The following is a 16,834-nucleotide window of genomic DNA, read 5'->3' on the forward strand; positions in this document are numbered from 1 at the left end:
TCTTAAACTATCTTTATCATGTAATGATTTTGTTAATCTCTTTATAAGCTTTGTAAAAAAATAGGAAGGTGTCTTGTGATGAAAGTAAATCAAGCGTATGTTGAAATTAAAGGAATTCCTTTTTTAAATACCACCCACAGCGAGCTGTTACAAAAATATTTAGTTCCTTCTTTGTTGAATGAGAATGTATTTCTCGTTACGGCGAATCCTGAAATTGTGATGGAAGCTGATCGTGACCCCGAGTATGCAGAGATTCTGCGTCAGGCGGATTACGTAATTGCCGATGGAATAGGAGTAGTAATTGGTTCTAAGCTTATGCGGCAGCCATTGCCAGAACGCATACCTGGCTTTGAGGTAATGCAGGACTTATTAGCTCAAGCTGACCGTGAACAGCTGCGTTGTTATTTCTTAGGTGCAAAAGATACGGTATTGAAGAAAGCTATAAACGAAATACAAAAAATGTATCCCCGCCTTATCGTTTCAGGTTATCATCACGGATATTTTGAATTAAATGACCCTGAAGTGGTCAATACTGTTAAAAAAGCCAAGCCGGATATTGTTTTCGTAGGTTTAGGTTTTCCAAATCAGGAAAAGTGGATACATGAATTTAGAAATGAATTTACTCATGGCCTATTCATGGGGGTCGGTGGAAGTATTGATGGTCTGGCAGGAGATGTCAAACGAGCTCCTGTACTCTGGCGGAAACTAAACCTTGAATGGTTTTACAGATTAATTCAACAACCTACTCGCTGGAAACGAATGCTGCAATTGCCAAGATTCATTTGGCATATTTTATTGAAAAAGTAGCACTATAAAATTAATGACGGTAGAAATGAGGGGTTTGCAAAATGAAAATACTTCATTTAAATGCAGGTAATGAAACGGGCGGCGGCATGAGTCATATTCTCTCACTTCTCAATAAACTTGATCACGATGAAGTGATTTTAGGTGTATTAGAAGATGGGGAAATGTTTGAAAGAGCCCGTAACTTATCAATTGACACTGTGAACTTTAATCAAAGCTTCCCCTATGATTTGTCAGTTTTGTTTCATATTAAGCGTTATATTGAGGAAGAAAATGTAGATATTGTGCATACACATGGACCTAGAGCCAATGTGCTGATGAATATCTTAAAGCCGTCCTTGTCAATTCCATGGATACTGACTCTTCATAGTCATCCAGATGATGATTTTATCGGCCATGGAACAAAAGGCAGGATGTTTGCCAAACTTCATAAATACGCCATTCGCCATGCTGATCATTGTTTAGCTATATCCGAGAGCTTTAAAAATTTGCTTTCAAAGCTCGGTGTTCATCATAATAAAATCTCTACTATATACAATGGAGTAGATTTCAATGTACTTCCTCAACAAAACAATTACCGTGAGGAATTCGGCTTTGATGACTCTGATTTCTTAATTGGTATGGTGGCACGGTTTGAACCTGTAAAGCAGCACGAAATCGCTATACAATCCTTTGCGGAGTTAAATAAAAAATGTTCAAAAACTCATCTGGTTTTAATTGGAAATGGATCAAGAGAGCAGGAATTAAGGCAATTGTGCTCGTCGAATAACTTGGACGGCAATGTTCATTTTCTCGGTCATAGAGAAGATGTTTCGTCACTTCTCCCCCTTATGGATGTAACCCTGTTGACTTCAAAAAGTGAAAGTTTTCCATTGGTATTACTGGAATCGGCACGAGCAAGAGTTCCTGTTATTACTACAAATGTAGGGGGAGTGCCACAATTAGTTCCATCCAATAAATATGGATGGGTAACAGAACAAGAAGGTGTTACAAATGCTCTGCATCTTGCTTATGACAAAGATAGCAAAGAACGTCAAAGGATGGGGGACAAATTTTATCATTTTGCCCGCAGCCGTTACTCCTCCAACCACCTTGCGCAGCAAGTGACTAGAATTTACGATCTTATGTATAAACAGCCTATCGAAGTAGAATCACACGTATAGTGCAGCTTTAAAGACACCTGAGAAGAACAGAAAGGAGGTGCACTATGGAACTGCAGGCCTTTCTTTTCTGTTTTATTATAGCTGTATGTATGACACCTTTTATTATAAAGCTTTCTAAATATGTAGGTGCTGTCGATCATCCTGATATTAGAAAGGTTCACACGAAAAAAATGCCTCGATTAGGCGGGGCTGCTATATTCTTTAGTGTGGTATTAGGTTTTCTCTTCTTCATTCCAAATCACTCCTACGCAGTTCCGCTCCTCATTGGCGGAGTTATTATAGCTGCCACTGGTATATTTGATGATATCTTGAATTTACCTCCCCTTTATAAACTTTTCGGACAAAGTATGGCTGCTGCGGTTGTTATAAGCAGCGGTGTGAAAATAGAATTTGTAAACCTGCCATTTGGAGCCCCTGTTGAATTTGGATTTTTGAGTATACCTATTACGTTATTTTGGATTATTGGGATTACTAACGCCATTAATTTAGTGGATGGTCTGGATGGACTTGCCGCAGGTATTTCTTCTATTGCCCTTTTAACGATCACGAGTATGGCAGTAATGATGGGAAACCAGTTTGTCGTAATTGTTGGGCTGCTTGTTCTTGGTGCCACTCTAGGATTTTTAGTGTATAACTTTTATCCAGCTAAAATTTTCATGGGAGATACAGGGGCAATGTTTTTAGGATTTATGATCAGCGTACTAGCCTTGTTAGGCTTTAAAAACGTTACACTGTTTTCTTTTGTTATTCCCATACTAATTCTAGGTGTTCCTATTTCTGATACGTTGATTACGGTCATAAGAAGAAAGCTCCAAAACCAGCCTATTATGAAACCTGATTTCGCTCACCTTCACCATAACCTGCTAAAGCTTGGATGCAGTCACCCTCAAACGGTTATTATAATTTATACATTAAGTGCTTTATTCAGTTTAGCAGCTGTCTTATTTTCACAGGCTACTCTTATAAATTCATTAGTAGTAGTATCAATTCTTATTTTTAGTGCGGAAATTATAATTGAAATTTCTCAAGTAGCAGGTGAGAAGTACCGTCCTTTATTAAATAAAGCAGGGTTATCCCGAAGTAAAGAGTGAGAACGACGTAGTCGAGATTTCTCACTCTTTGTATTTTTTTAGGGGGAATTTTGTTTGTTCCTACAAATTAAAACAGATTATGATATAATGTTGTTATCTTTTTGAATATTTTACATAGTTGGGGGTACATTCATGGAGGAAACTATTTCTCTGAAAGAAATTTTTGAAGTTTTAAAAAAGAGATTATGGATGATACTTGCAGTGACAGCTGGCGCTGCAATTATTAGTGCAATCGTAACATTTTTTATTTTAACACCTACATACGACGCGTCATCTGAATTTATTGTTAATCAATCAGAGGGTATGGAAGAAAATACACCTTATGATACGAACGATATTCAAACAAATGTAGATTTAATCAGTACATACAATGTAATTATTAAAAGTCCAGCTATCTTAGACCAGGTTATTGACACAATGGATCTTCAAATGTCGGCTGAAGAGCTTAGTAATAAGATTGAGGTGTCAAGTGCTGAAGAATCTCAAGTAGTTACAGTAACTGTAACTGATGAAAGTCAAGCTATGGCCGTTGAATTAGCAAACGGTACCGTAGAGACCTTTCAAGAAGAGATACCATCTCTTATGAACGTAGATAATGTTAATATTTTATCTCCTGCGGTGGAAAAAGTTGATGCATCGCCTGTTAGTCCTAAGCCTCTATTAAATATTGCAATTGCAATTGTTGTTGGTTTAATGATAGGAGTTGGATTAGCATTCTTACTTGAATACTTGGATAACACAATTAAGACAGAGCAGGATGTTGAAAAAACACTGGGTGTACCTTTAATGGGCGTGATTTCTACAGTTTCTGAAGAAGATCTGGGCCCTGAAACGATGAATAGACAGCCCAGCCGTGCATCTAAAGTAAGAGGTGAATCAGTTGGTACGTAAATCCAGAAAAAAACAAGTTGCTTTAAAAGCAAGAAAGATTATTGCAAATGATAATCCAAAGTCACCAATAGCTGAGCAGTATCGTACAATTCGGGCTAATTTACAATTTGCCTCTGTTGATCACGAATTACAATCACTGCTTATAACTTCATCCGGTCCTTCTGAAGGCAAATCAATGACATCAGCTAATTTAGCTGCCGTATTTGCTCAGCAGGGCAAAAGAGTCTTGCTCGTAGATGCTGATTTAAGAAAGCCTACGGTACACCACACTTTCCGTTTAAATAATACGAGAGGCTTAAGCAACTTTCTTGTAGGCCGTGAAGGATTAAATGAGATTATTCAAACTACAGCCGTGGATAATTTAGAGATATTAACAAGTGGTCCAATTCCGCCTAATCCTTCTGAATTGTTAGGGTCTAAAGCCATGCAGAAATTAATACTTGAAGCCAGACAGAACTTTGATCTCGTTATTTTCGATACACCGCCAGTGCTGGCTGTGTCAGATTCACAAGTTTTAGCGAGTGATGTAGATGGAGTCATGTTAGTCATAAGAAGCGGTCAAACTGAGTTTTCAGCAGCAGAACGCGCTAAAGAATTACTGGAACAGTCTAGAGCCAACTTATTGGGTGTTGTACTAAATGATAGAGAAAAGAAAAACAGTAATTACTATTATTACTACGGTAACGGATAAACAGAGCGATTTTCGCTCTGTTTTTTTTGGATCTAAAAGGGCAATAATAGTTTTATGAAGCATGTATAAAAAAATTGTTAATAACATATTTATTAAAATAATCAAAATTTTCATGTAAAATAAAATGAAATTACTTGCCAGATATAGAAAATTCCATTATCCTTTATTTTAAATTATTGTAAATGTTGAAAGGGGTCATTATCATGTTTACACCAGATACAAAGGTAGCGAGTCCAGGAAATATTGTTGAGTTTGAAAGAAATGAGATAATGTTTAAAGGAAAAGTAATTCCAAGTCAGTGCCAGAGGTCTGTGATTGTTGACCTAACCATTATGGATAATTTAGATGAAATTGACTTTGAATATGACCGTACAGTAGTAGCTCACGAAAATTACCGAATTTTATCATAATATTCTGAAAATATGTTGTTTAATTCTTAGCGGGGCTTTATAATAAACTTTATAAACAACTTCTCCTTGTAAAAAGGCAAACTTATTGAAAGATAAGGACGCAAAGCTACGGGTCTAAGACCTGCATAGGTTAGGACAGCCGGGTCGTCTAAGGTGAATGGTGGAGGGGATCATTCATTGAAAAAGTTAGACTGTGTGAAGAAGTTGGACACGGATTGGGTTGCCCTTATGAAGGAAGCTAAACAGCAAGGTTTAACAAAAGAAGAGATTCATCAGTTTCTATCCCTCTCAAAGCAAATTAATTCAAAAGACAGAGTATGAGCTTCTCTAATAAGAGAGGCTCTTTTTTTCTGCAGGATGGTAAAATCTTTATAGTTTTATATGGTAAAATAGAAATAGTTTTGTGGAAAAAGGGGGAAAATTGGATGAAAATATCGAAGAAGGTCAAGCAGCCGGCTGACTTCGCCAGAAGCAATGACTGGTTAAATGCCAGCCAATATTATGAAGAATATCAAGAAGAACAGAAATCGTATAAAAAAAGAAATTGGAAAAAGATTTTTGTTTCATTCATTACCCTGCTATTATTAATAAGTTTTGCAGCAACAGGATGGGTATACCTTACAAAAATAACTTCAGCCGAGCATTCAGTTCAAGAATTTGAAAAAGCAATAAAAAATAATGACGCTGACCGGATCGTGCAGCTTGTTTCATTTGACCATGTCTCAGATGGTTTTACTCGTTCTCAGGCAAAGCACATGGTTGAACATTATAATGACCACCCGGGTGAGTTCGCTTCGACCATCGGGTACTTGAGAGCCTCGGCAGATGGTGCAGAGGAGGAAGATACTCAGCGTCTCCACGTCAGTAATTCTGGCCAAAGGTGGGTATGGTTTGATCAATACAAGCTTAAACTTAATCCAGCACACCTAAATGTTCAAACTTCCCAGGAGAATGTTGACTTGTATCTTAACGGAGATCAAGTGGGCGAGATGACAGAAGGGGTTTACGAATTACAAGGAGTGACCCCGGGGGAACATGTCGTCAAAGGAGAAGTAGAAGTGAATGGGGACAAATATGATCAAGTGATGTCAGTAAATACATATGAAACAACTGATGAGACCATAATTCTTGAATTTGAGGAGCTTTCTCCCCAGGGAATGGAAGACACTATTGAAGAATCATTGGAAGAGGACATAAAGAAAGCAGTAGAACGGCATGTTCAAGATTACATTGAAGTTTACGAAAATCAAGACATTTCCTCTTTCACTGTAATGAAAAATAATTCGTATATAGAAGATACTGAAGCAAACATACAAGATATGAAGGACTCTGAAAAAAATTTTTACGGTGATTTAAAGAACGTTACCTATGATATAGGAAGTTTAACGTTTGATCATAATGAAGAAACTGAGCAGTTTACCTCATCCATTGTCGTTTCTTTTATCTTGGATACGGGGTATTACCTTAATGGAGAAGAACCGGAAGAAATGCTGAGTAATGAAAACACGTATTCCTGGGAATATGAATTTACGTATGACGGGGAAGAGAGGAAGTGGTTTATTACATCAGGAACACCGATGGCAATGTTTAAAACCAGTAATTTAGAAGAAATAGAATATGACTAAAGCCCGGCCTTTAGAGCAGAACTACAGCAAGCCGAAATCTGCCCGGAAAATAGGGCTGCTGCCTATAAGATAGAAAAAAGAGGGGAATCGATCTGGATCTATATAAGAATGCAGTCGTTCCCCCTCTTTTTGGTGAGTGAAATTTATAGGTTAGATTTTTTCTTTACCTAAGATTAGATAGTTTAATTCTTGTTCTGTCAGCTGATTATACCGTTTGGAGTTAAAGCAGTAGAATAGAATTCCTAATAAAATCCATACACTTAAAGCAATTAATGATTCTTTACCTAAAGCCGCCGGAGAAACCGGCACCAACAATAGTCCGAGAAACGATATAGAGCTGATCAGTCCGAGCAGTGATAAAAATTTCTTGCCGGGGGCAGTGATACTTGCTTTATTAAATTTTTTGCTCTTTTCAGTCCAGTTGAAAAGCTTGTAAGCAGTAGCCGTACAAAAGAAATAGGCAATGGCTACACCAGTGGAAGACATGTCTACTACCCAGAGCAATGCTTCACGGCCAAACCAGGGTGCGATTAAACATACACCCATGGTGAAAAGAATTCCAACATAAGGAGTATGGTACTTGCTGTGCAACGCTCTAAAGGCATTAGGCAGAATTCTTGCCCGGCCCATAGCGAAAGTCAGTCGACTGGCAGAAAGGTAAAAGCCGTTTAAGCCGGTGAATATCCCCATGCAGATTGCAATTGCGATGGTAAATACTCCGGCCCTGCCCATATAGCTTTCAATAGCATCGCCAGTTCCCCAAACTGAGTTTTGATTATCTATTTGAGTTAATAAATCCTGCCATGGCATAGTACTGGCTGTAACGATAACCATTAAGGCATAAGCCAGACCGGCCGCGACAAGTGCCCATATGATGAGGCCGAAAGCTTTCCTGGATTCAAAATTAAATTCCTCAGCAGCCTGCGGAATATTGTCAAATCCTACATAAGCAAAAGGGGCTACGGCTAAAATAGTAAGAATAGAAGCGATAGCCGGTTTATTTGGTTCAAAAGCCGGGGTCAAATTTGTCAGACTAGGTTCTCCAGAAATAACAGCCCCATAAGCAAGTAAAACCATTCCTAATATAAGAACGATACTAAATACGTATTGAGTTTTGCCGGAGAAGCCAGCCCCGCGAATATTAAAATATGCAAATAAAATTAAAGCAAGACTTGCTATCAAAATTTGCACAATAGATACATCATACTCTGCTACACTATATAAAGTGCCCATGGCTGCAAATTCAGGAAAAAGAAATTTCGCCAGTAAAGCTAGGGCTGAAGCGTTTAAAGCGACGATACATATGTATCCAAGCGTTAAAAACCAGCCGGCTACAAAAGCGAGCTTTCTTCCATAACCTATATAAGCGTAAGAAAATTCCCCTCCTGTTACTGGGAATTTTTTTATAAGATATCCATAGCTTACACCGATAATCATCATTAGCACAGCACCTAAAAGAATACCAATGACGACACCTAATGGACCGGCGTCTCCGATCCAATCAGTCGGAAGCACAAACGCTCCCCATCCAATTGCGGATCCAAAGGCAATAGCCCAAACCCATTGGGGTTTTAAGGATTTTTTAAGTTGTTTCCTTTCAATCTCTGCCATAAACCAATAGTGCCCCCTAATAAAATTGACATGCAAAGTCTATTCTACTTATTGTGCGGCAACACTACAAACATCATCCCTCGGAAAGGCAATTTTTGTCCAAACCACAAAAAAAACCGCCCTTTGGAAGGCGGTTTGATTATTTCCGGGGAAATATTATTAATATCGATCCTGTTCGCCAGTTTCTGTGTCGGAGGTTTCCGGGTTTTCTCCTGCAAAGGAATGTGGCTGGGCTTGATCTCCTAATTCTAAATGGGTGCGTAGTGAACTTTGAATGTCAGCAAGACTACTATCATCGATTTGATAATACCACACCCCGTCATCCATATAACCGCCTTCACCTTCTAATTGCATTTCTTCAAAATCAAGTCCGTTTTCGCTTATGACATAATCCTTATAAGAGGTCATTTCATTGAAGGTTAAATTAGTTTTCATGTTATCCCCTATCGAGTCGATAACGCTGCCATAATTTTTAACTGCACCTGCTGATGCTGCCTTGTCTACGATAGCTTCAATCATTTCCATTTGCCGTTCTCCGCGGCCGAGATCACTATCGTACTGTCTTGACCGGACAAGAGCTAAGGCTTCTTCACCATCTACAACCTGTCGGCCTTCCTCTAATTCAATGGCATTTTGAGTATCTTCACTATTTTGTTCTTCTAAGTCGAATGGAACATCAAATTTGACTCCATTAATCGAATCAACTACATCAACAAATGAATTAAAATTCAACCTCACGTAGTAATCAACAGGGACATCTAATAAGTTTTCTACTGTATTAATAGTCGCATCTGTGCCCCCGAAGGCATGAGCATGAGTGATTTTGTCCTCGTATCCGACTTCAGGAATATAAGTATAGGAATCACGGGGGATGCTGACGAGTTTTACCGATTTTTCATCGTTATTAAATGTCGCTAACACAAGGGCGTCTGATAAACTTCTTCTTTCGCCGCCTTCATGGTTGTCCCTTGTTTCACTGTCATCCACTCCAATAAATAGCACGGATGTAGAGTTTAAATCAGGAGTAACAACTTCATTTCTTTTATCAGATTTCTCTCCGCGCTCTAAAGATTGATGGGAAGCATTAGCCGTGTCTTTGGCTTTATCTGTAAGATAAGCTGCATATCCAGCAGTAGCACCAACCGTTAGAAGCATTAAAAAGCCGGCTGTCCATAAGACTATTTTAATTTTTCTCCTTTTCATCCAGGTAATCTCCTTATTTATTATCTTTATTTTCACTCGTCAACCGGGGTTTCCATATACTCATAATTCCCATAAGTTATTGAGGACTGACCACTCGTTAAGTTAGTCATCCACCCCTCGAATTCACCAATTTCATTTTTCTTTACATATACTTCTAATTCCACTTTTTCTAAGTAATGAACCTTTTTAATGTGGTATTTTGAATTTCTCAATTCATTTTCTAGTTTTCCGAGGAGAGAGTAATCAACATTTACAATCAATTCCCGCATTAATTCCCTTTTTACAATCCCTGTAGCTTTTACCGCTTCGGAAGTAGTTGTTGAATAGGCGCGGATTAAACCGCCCCCGCCCAGCTTGATCCCGCCAAAGTAACGCGTGACTACGACAGCAGTATCCTTTACTTTCATCCTTTTTAGAACTTCCAGCATAGGTACTCCTGCTGTTCCGCTTGGTTCCCCGTCATCATTAGCTTTTTGAATTAAATCATGCTCACCGATCATGTAGGCCGAACAGTTATGGTTGGCATCGGGATGTTTGTTTTTAATAGATTGAATAAATTCCTGTGCTTCCTCTTCAGTTTCGCATCTCTGTATATAGCCGATAAAACGGGATTTTTGTATATTTATTTCATGCTGCCCTTGTTTTTTTACAGTTGTATAACATTCTAGCATCGTCATTTAACCTCCTAAATTTTTATTATATAATGGTTAGTGCAAAAGGGGCAACTTAATATGTAGGTAATTGTATGATTATAAGTGATTGACAATTCACCCCCACAAATAGACATGGGTCCGACGAATGAGTATCGTGAACATTGATGAAGGAGACTTTACATGAGATCTGGGAACAAAGCACTTGATGACATTATTAAAGATATGGTTTCTGCTGTGTCGAATAGCAAGGATGAAATCTTCCAGATTAGCGAGGACTCCAGAGTAGAGTTTGAGAAGCTGCATCAAGAACTTGAAACGATTAAAAAGCAAGTTTCAGGGTTAATCGAAAGAGGAGATGACATTGAAAGAAACGTTCGCTCCTCCAGGATACGCCTGTCACAAGTGAGTAAACAATTCAGACAATATTCTGAGGAAGATATCCGCAAAGTGTATGAACAGACTCATGGTCTGCAGATGGATTTATCAATGACAAGAGAAAAAGAGAAGCAGCTTCGTGAGCGGCGTGATGAAATTGAAATTCGTCTCCGTAATTTAGACGCTACTATTGATCGTGCCGAAGCGTTAGGGGGAAAGATTTCCGTTGTGCTCAATTATTTAACGGAAGACTTCCAATGTGTTACTCAAACCCTTGAAACTGCAAAGGAGAAGCAGGAGTTTGGTCTGCAGATTATTGAGGCTCAGGAAGAAGAACGCCGACGCTTGTCAAGAGAGATTCATGATGGTCCTGCCCAGGCTCTGGCTAATGTTATGCTCCGGTCTGATCTCGTGGAGAGGATTTACGATGAACGAGGCGTGGATGAGGCTCTTGAGGAAATGCGCAATGTAAGGAAACTCGTGCGTTCTGCCCTATATGATGTGCGGCGTATTATTTACGACCTTCGACCTATGGCTTTGGATGATTTAGGATTGGTACCTACTTTAAAGAAATATCTGGCTACGATTGAAGAATACAACCAGGTGCATATTCACTTTACATCACTGGGAGAAGAGCGAAGGTTAGAAAGTAAATACGAAGTAGCGATATTCAGACTAATTCAGGAAGCCGTTCAAAACGCAGTGAAGCATGCTGACTCCAGTTTGATCGATGTAAAGTTTGAACTAAAAAGAGAAAAAACGAGGATTGTCATAAAAGACGATGGAAAAGGTTTCGATCCGGCTGTAAAGAAAGAAAAGTCGTTTGGATTAATGGGAATGCGAGAGCGAGTCGATATGGTAAATGGAGACTTACATATCCAATCCTCTCCAGGAAAAGGGACCATCGTCACAATAGAATTGCCTTTACAATAGCAAGTATAGAGAAAAACTATGTAAAAAGGCATGAATCGTTTATAATAGGAATTAGGATTAGGGTCGATCGACTAAAGTTAGAGATAAAGAGACATAACAGATGATTCATTCGAGACAAAATAAAAAAAATCGAATGAAAAAATTTAGGAGGTAGGCTCAAAAATGACCAGTATCGTTTTGATTGATGATCACAAATTATTTCGCGAGGGTGTAAAACGCATCTTAGATTTTGAATCGAGCTTTGAAGTAGTGGCTGAAGGAGACGATGGCTCTGCCGCTTTAGAGCTAATTGAAAACCATAACCCGGATATCGTGTTAATGGACATCAATATGCCTAGTATGAATGGTGTAGAAGCTACGGCTGAAATTACTCAGCGCTATCCTCATTTAAAAGTTATTATACTTTCCATTCATGACGACGAAAATTACGTAACTCACGCATTGAAAACGGGAGCTCAGGGTTATCTGTTAAAAGAAATGGATTCCGAAGCTTTAATTGAGGCGATTAAAGTAGTCGGTAATGGAGGATCCTACCTTCACCCTAAAGTGACACATAATCTAGTAGCAGAGTACCGGCGTTTATCAGATACTAATTCTAACGAAGCCTTCCGAACGATCGAATATCGGAAGCCGCTTCATTTATTAACCCGCCGTGAGTGTGAAGTACTGCAATTACTAGCGGACGGGCAGAGTAATCGTGGAGTAGCTGAAGCACTGTTTATCAGTGAGAAGACTGTTAAAAACCACGTAAGTAATATTCTTCAGAAAATGAATGTTAATGATCGTACTCAAGCTGTTGTCACGGCGATTAAGAACGGCTGGGTAGAAGTAATATAGATGAATAATTTCTCTCTGACTATTGAATTAGTCAGAGAGTTTTTTGTGTCGATAGTATGTAAGAATTTACAATGCAGGAAGAGGAGCAGGCCTTTAAATGATAGAATCCTGTCTTTGAATGAAAGAATTGCTGCTAATCGATCAAACAGCAGGTGCATTTAGAAAGTCGATCATGTAAAATAATACTAAAGCTGGTTCTTACATAAATCTAAGGTTAAATGAAAAACAAGGAGTTTGATCCTATGAAAACAGCAGTACTTACAGATAGTACAGCTTATCTTCCTAAAAAAACTCGTCAATCTAATCATATACATATGGTTCCTCTAAATGTTGTCTTTGGAGAGGAGTCCTACCAGGAAGAAATCGACCTCTCAGCGGATGACTTCTATGACATGGTGAAAGAAAATGAGGAACTTCCTAAAACCTCCCAGCCCTCTATCGGCATGATGAAGGAGAAATTAGAGGAACTGGCTAAGGATTATGATGCAGTTGTAGCGATCCATCTTTCCAGTGGAATCAGTGGTACTTATCAAGGCATGGTTACAGCCGGCGAGATGGTAGATGACATAGAAGTTCACGTTTTTGATTCAGAGATCAGCTGTTTTATGCAGGGCTATTATGCTCTTGAAGCTTCAGAACTTGCTGACAATGGTGAAATACCTGAACAGATTCTTTCCAGGCTTAAGGAAATGAAACAATCGATGCGCGCTTACTTCATGGCTGATGATTTGTCACACCTCCAAAGAGGCGGGCGTTTAAATGGAGCCCAGGCTTTTGTAGGCAGTCTGCTGCAGGTGAAGCCTGTACTTCATTTTGTAGATACAAAAATTGTCCCGTTTGAAAAGATACGCACACGAAAAAAAGCATTAAAGCGAATTCTTACTTTATTTGAGGAATCTATATCAAAAAATGGTCACTATAAAGCCAGCGTTATTCATGCCAACCGCAGAGAAGATGCTCAACAAATTAAAGAGGAAATCGAATCCGAGTTTGATAACGTAGAAGTAACGGTCAGCTATTTTGGAGCTGTTATTGGCACCCACCTGGGCGAAGGAGCCATGGGGCTGGGCTGGTACCGCCAATCTTAATTAAGCATCACCTGTTTGTGAGACTCAAGCAGGTGATTATTTTATAAAGCAGGTGATATCTTTTGCTCCATTTATTCAATGTAAAATCTCCCCATTCACATCCGCAGTTGTCTCCCATTCCAAGTAACTCTCCTTATAAACAGCTTTCCGGCAGGCTGCTTACCAGAAATGAAATTCCCTTAGATGAAAATGAATTACAGCAGTTAATTCAACATGAATATGTGTATAAACTCCCTTCGATTACCTCTAATCGGTGCGGCCGCTGCGGGGCAGATGAATCCCATTTGTTTGGTCATTTTCCCCACTGCGTCTGCGGGTGCAGCTGCTGTTATTGTCGTAATTGTGTGATGATGGGGAGGGTGACTGAATGTGAATCTCTCTATATCTTTAGTTCTTGCACAGCCTTTAAAAAACATGAAGCACCCTGCAACTGGGAGGGGAACTTAACAATTGGTCAGCAAAACGCGGCAGAGCGAATTATCTCCTCTATAAAAAGGAAAGAGGAACTACTCGTATGGGCCGTCTGCGGTGCAGGCAAAACAGAAATGCTTTTCCCGGGAATAACCTATGCATTGCGGCAAGGCTTGAGAATTTGTATCGCGACGCCGCGTACGGACGTCGTAAGAGAACTGCTTCCGCGGCTGCAGTCCGCATTTGCTGATGTTGATATCCAGGGCTTATACGGGGATAGTGAAGAGAAATTGGGATCTGCCCAGTTGTTAATTGCGACTACCCATCAGCTCTACCGCTACACGCATGCGTTCGATGTTGTGATTATAGATGAGATTGACGCCTTCCCTTTTCATAATGATAAATCGTTAAAATGGGCTGCATCCCGGGCGGCAAAAAAAGCATCTGCCCAGATTTATTTGACGGCCACTCCTCGTAAAGAAGAAAAGAAGCGTATCCGCAAAAAGCAGCTGTCAGCTGTATTTATTCCTTCCCGATTTCACGGTCATCCCCTTCCTGTCCCTAAATTGAAGCTGACTCCGACTCTGCGTTCTCGTTTATCTAAAGGGGCTCTCCCCAGTTCAATCCTTTCCCACATTTCTAATCAGCGTAAAGGTAAGCGGCAGCTGTTGCTATTTGCTTCAACGATCCAATCTGCAGAAAACATTGCTTCTTTATTATCGCTTCATTACTCAGTAAAGTCAGTGCATGCAGAGGATCCAGAGCGAGCTGATAAAATAAATAGTTTCCGTAATCTAGAAATTGACATTTTAGTAACAACAACGATATTAGAGCGCGGAGTGACATTTCCATCGGTGGATGTATTTGTCATTGATGCAGGTCATCAAGTGTTTGATGAAGCAGCCTTAGTACAAATTTCCGGCAGGGCGGGCAGAAGCCCTGACGACCCTGATGGTAGAGTGATCTTTTTTCACATTGGAAAAACTGAAGCTATGCTGGAAGCACAGGCAGCAATTGAAAAAATGAATCTAAAGGCGAAGAAACAATGAGGTGCATTATCTGCTTTTCCCCTGTCTTACCGAGCGTGGACTGGACAACCTTCTTAACTCTTCAAAAACCGGTAAAGGTATGTTTGCAGTGCAGTGATAAGCTGTCAGGCATAGAAGAGCCGGGCTGTCCTCAATGTGGACGGGCCGACGGAGCGGAAGTGTGCTACGACTGCGAGCGGTGGGAGCGATCCGAATATGCGGGTGTGTTAACAAAGAATGTTGCTGTTTTCTCTTATAATGAGTTTGCGAAAGAGCTCGTTGCCCGCTGGAAGTACCGGGGGGACTTTACACTCATTGAGGCCTTTACTGAAGCTGCCCAGAAGAAGTATAAAAACCACTTTCACAGCATGGAGGCTGATCTTGCTGCCATTCCGTTGAGTAAGGAGCGGCTGTGGGAGCGGGGCTTTAATCAGTCGGAAGCTCTCATCACTCAACTGGGTGCGTCTCCTTTAAGCTTTTTTAAAAGGAAGGGGAGTGAGAAACAGTCGAAGAAGGGACGCATGGAGCGGATCGGAGGGGAGAACCCATTTGAGTTGATTGGGAAGCCGGAGCGGCCGGTGATTCTTGTTGATGATATTTATACGACGGGGATGACGGTGCGTCATTTAGGACGTTTGCTGTGTGAAGCTGGGTGCCCGGAAGTTTATTCGTTTACACTTTTTCGCTAGGTTCTCTTTTGATTTCGCTAGATTTGCCGATATAATAGAGAAAGAGTGTTATTGGAGGATTTATTATGGCGGAGTTAGCGAATTGTCCGTGGTGTCATGGATTGTTTATGAAGGGGCCTGCAGCAATTTGCCGGGATTGTGTGAAGCAGGAGGAAGATGATTTTCAAACGGTATATTCGTTCGTCAGACAGAAGAAAAACCGGACGGCTACTGTTCCTGATATTGTGCGTGAGACGGGTGTGGAGGAATATAAAATTCGTGAGTTCGTCAAAGCAAAGCGGCTTCATCCTACCCAGTTTCCCGGTTTGGCGTATTCTTGTGAAAAATGTGGTACAGATATTAAGGATGGCCGAATGTGTGAAAGCTGTACTGGAGAGCTGAAAGAAGGCGTGCAAAAGCAGGAAAAAATGAAGCAAGCTGCTCAAAAGGGTAAGAAAGAAGACCTGGGCCAAGTGACTTATTATTCAGTGAAAGGAAACAATCGCTAAATGTATAGCTGGTTATGACCGATATATAAAGTAAAGCCAGTATGATAGAAAGAGGTGTATGGAATGAAAATTCAAGGCACGAATCGTACGAATTTGAATCCTTATCAAAAGCAGATGAATCAGCAGAATGATTTAAAAAATAATACAAAACAGCAGCAGGATAAAGTGGAGATCTCCGATCATGGCAAGGCGCTCCATGATGCAGGGAAGACCAGTGAAGAACGCCGGAAGTATATTGAGGAGATTAAAGCACAGCTTGATGATGGGAACTATAAGGTGAATTCCAAACAGACGGCTGAGAATCTTGTCGATTTCTTTGCGGATCATAAAGGAGAATGAGTGTGGCCATTAAGCAGATTATAGACTATCTGGAGAGATTGAAGCAGCTGCACGAAAGTCTCCTTACCTTATCGAAAAATAAAACAGAAGCTTTGAAGACAAATGATATTGAAGAGCTGCGGGCATGTTTGAATCAGGAACGGAAGCATGTGTCCGCTATTGAAATGCTTGAGAAGAAACGAATCGAGGCTGTTAATGTGTGGGCGGCAGGCGAGCCGGGGTTTGAAGGTAAGAACCCGGCGGTCTCAGATATCATTGAGTGGGTCGATTGGTCAGAGCGTAAGCAGCTTGAATGTGTATATGAATCTTTTATTCTCGTGCTTGCGGAATTAAAGCAGCAGGAAGTTTTGAACGGAGATCTAACGAGACAGTCGCTTCAATTTGTGAATATGTCATTGGATTTATTGCAGCCTACGATTGAAAACGTAAATTACGGCGGAACTTCACAGTCGAGTGGTCCTAAACGTTCCGTATTCGATTCACAGGCTTGAAGATGGAGGGGGA

19 protein-coding genes and 1 riboswitch are annotated in these 16,834 nt (G+C 40.1%); of the genes, 16 read left to right on the forward strand and 3 right to left on the reverse strand.

Translation table 11 applies throughout. The features are described from left to right. Positions 1 to 78: 78 nt before the first annotated feature. The 8 genes from LF822_RS14120 (at position 79) to LF822_RS14155 (ending at position 6,675) form a co-directional block, all read left to right on the forward strand. Positions 79 to 807, forward strand: coding sequence for a WecB/TagA/CpsF family glycosyltransferase (locus LF822_RS14120; RefSeq protein ID WP_253924950.1), 729 nt, complete (start codon positions 79 to 81; stop codon positions 805 to 807). 41 nt (positions 808 to 848) lie between these two features. Further along, on the forward strand, positions 849 to 1,967 hold the full coding sequence (locus LF822_RS14125; protein WP_253924709.1) for a glycosyltransferase: 1,119 nt from the start codon (positions 849 to 851) through the stop codon (positions 1,965 to 1,967). A 44-nt stretch (positions 1,968 to 2,011) separates the two neighbouring features. Further along, positions 2,012 to 3,058 carry a glycosyltransferase family 4 protein gene (locus tag LF822_RS14130; protein ID WP_253924710.1) on the forward strand — a complete coding sequence of 349 codons (1,047 nt, stop codon included), beginning with the start codon at positions 2,012 to 2,014 and terminating at the stop codon, positions 3,056 to 3,058. Positions 3,059 to 3,190: 132 nt separating this feature from the next. Beyond that, on the forward strand, positions 3,191 to 3,949 hold the full coding sequence (locus tag LF822_RS14135; protein WP_253924711.1) for a YveK family protein: 759 nt from the start codon (positions 3,191 to 3,193) through the stop codon (positions 3,947 to 3,949). Next, positions 3,939 to 4,640: a CpsD/CapB family tyrosine-protein kinase gene (locus LF822_RS14140; protein WP_256522074.1), complete on the forward strand. Its 702-nt coding sequence runs from the start codon at positions 3,939 to 3,941 to the stop codon at positions 4,638 to 4,640. Before LF822_RS14135 ends, LF822_RS14140 begins: the two co-directional genes overlap by 11 nt. Positions 4,641 to 4,843: 203 nt before the next feature. Continuing rightward, on the forward strand, positions 4,844 to 5,050 hold the full coding sequence (locus tag LF822_RS14145) for a YkvS family protein (RefSeq protein ID WP_253924712.1): 207 nt from the start codon (positions 4,844 to 4,846) through the stop codon (positions 5,048 to 5,050). Between the two features lie 65 nt (positions 5,051 to 5,115). Continuing rightward, positions 5,116 to 5,202, forward strand: a riboswitch (cyclic di-GMP riboswitch). 25 nt (positions 5,203 to 5,227) lie between these two features. Further along, the gene (locus LF822_RS14150) at positions 5,228 to 5,371 is read left to right on the forward strand and encodes an anti-repressor SinI family protein (protein WP_253924713.1); all 144 of its coding nucleotides are present in this window, start codon (positions 5,228 to 5,230) and stop codon (positions 5,369 to 5,371) included. Between the two features lie 104 nt (positions 5,372 to 5,475). Continuing rightward, the gene (locus LF822_RS14155; RefSeq protein ID WP_253924714.1) at positions 5,476 to 6,675 is read left to right on the forward strand and encodes a TcaA second domain-containing protein; all 1,200 of its coding nucleotides are present in this window, start codon (positions 5,476 to 5,478) and stop codon (positions 6,673 to 6,675) included. A 150-nt stretch (positions 6,676 to 6,825) separates the two neighbouring features. On the opposite strand, the gene LF822_RS14160 is transcribed toward LF822_RS14155, so the two are convergent. From LF822_RS14160 to LF822_RS14170, 3 genes are all read right to left on the reverse strand, one after another. Continuing rightward, positions 6,826 to 8,286, reverse strand: coding sequence for an APC family permease (locus LF822_RS14160; protein ID WP_253924715.1), 1,461 nt, complete (start codon positions 8,284 to 8,286; stop codon positions 6,826 to 6,828). Between the two features lie 159 nt (positions 8,287 to 8,445). Further along, complete coding sequence (locus LF822_RS14165; RefSeq protein ID WP_253924716.1) at positions 8,446 to 9,489, reverse strand: LCP family protein; 1,044 nt, start codon at positions 9,487 to 9,489, stop codon at positions 8,446 to 8,448. Between the two features lie 32 nt (positions 9,490 to 9,521). Next, positions 9,522 to 10,160: a YigZ family protein gene (locus LF822_RS14170; protein WP_253924717.1), complete on the reverse strand. Its 639-nt coding sequence runs from the start codon at positions 10,158 to 10,160 to the stop codon at positions 9,522 to 9,524. 162 nt (positions 10,161 to 10,322) lie between these two features. Here LF822_RS14170 and LF822_RS14175 point away from each other — a divergent pair, with 162 nt between their 5' ends. From LF822_RS14175 to LF822_RS14210, 8 genes are all read left to right on the forward strand, one after another. Continuing rightward, the gene (locus LF822_RS14175; RefSeq protein ID WP_253924718.1) at positions 10,323 to 11,450 is read left to right on the forward strand and encodes a sensor histidine kinase; all 1,128 of its coding nucleotides are present in this window, start codon (positions 10,323 to 10,325) and stop codon (positions 11,448 to 11,450) included. Positions 11,451 to 11,612: 162 nt separating this feature from the next. Next, positions 11,613 to 12,287: a response regulator gene (locus LF822_RS14180; RefSeq protein ID WP_253924719.1), complete on the forward strand. Its 675-nt coding sequence runs from the start codon at positions 11,613 to 11,615 to the stop codon at positions 12,285 to 12,287. Positions 12,288 to 12,529: 242 nt separating this feature from the next. After that, on the forward strand, positions 12,530 to 13,375 hold the full coding sequence (locus tag LF822_RS14185) for a DegV family protein (RefSeq protein ID WP_253924720.1): 846 nt from the start codon (positions 12,530 to 12,532) through the stop codon (positions 13,373 to 13,375). 62 nt (positions 13,376 to 13,437) lie between these two features. Further along, on the forward strand, positions 13,438 to 14,835 hold the full coding sequence (locus LF822_RS14190) for an ATP-dependent helicase ComFA (RefSeq protein ID WP_253924721.1): 1,398 nt from the start codon (positions 13,438 to 13,440) through the stop codon (positions 14,833 to 14,835). Next, positions 14,832 to 15,503 carry a ComFC family protein gene (locus LF822_RS14195; protein WP_253924722.1) on the forward strand — a complete coding sequence of 224 codons (672 nt, stop codon included), beginning with the start codon at positions 14,832 to 14,834 and terminating at the stop codon, positions 15,501 to 15,503. The genes LF822_RS14190 and LF822_RS14195 overlap by 4 nt, the downstream gene beginning before the upstream one ends. A 65-nt stretch (positions 15,504 to 15,568) precedes the next feature. Continuing rightward, the gene (locus LF822_RS14200) at positions 15,569 to 15,991 is read left to right on the forward strand and encodes a TIGR03826 family flagellar region protein (protein ID WP_253924723.1); all 423 of its coding nucleotides are present in this window, start codon (positions 15,569 to 15,571) and stop codon (positions 15,989 to 15,991) included. 63 nt (positions 15,992 to 16,054) lie between these two features. Beyond that, positions 16,055 to 16,330 carry a flagellar biosynthesis anti-sigma factor FlgM gene (gene flgM, locus LF822_RS14205; protein WP_253924724.1) on the forward strand — a complete coding sequence of 92 codons (276 nt, stop codon included), beginning with the start codon at positions 16,055 to 16,057 and terminating at the stop codon, positions 16,328 to 16,330. Beyond that, positions 16,327 to 16,821 carry a flagellar protein FlgN gene (locus LF822_RS14210; protein WP_253924725.1) on the forward strand — a complete coding sequence of 165 codons (495 nt, stop codon included), beginning with the start codon at positions 16,327 to 16,329 and terminating at the stop codon, positions 16,819 to 16,821. Before flgM ends, LF822_RS14210 begins: the two co-directional genes overlap by 4 nt. Positions 16,822 to 16,834: the final 13 nt, after the last annotated feature.

Origin of the sequence: Halobacillus sp. A5 (assembly GCF_024189315.1) — a bacterium.
Taxonomy (GTDB): domain Bacteria; phylum Bacillota; class Bacilli; order Bacillales; family Halobacillaceae; genus Halobacillus_A.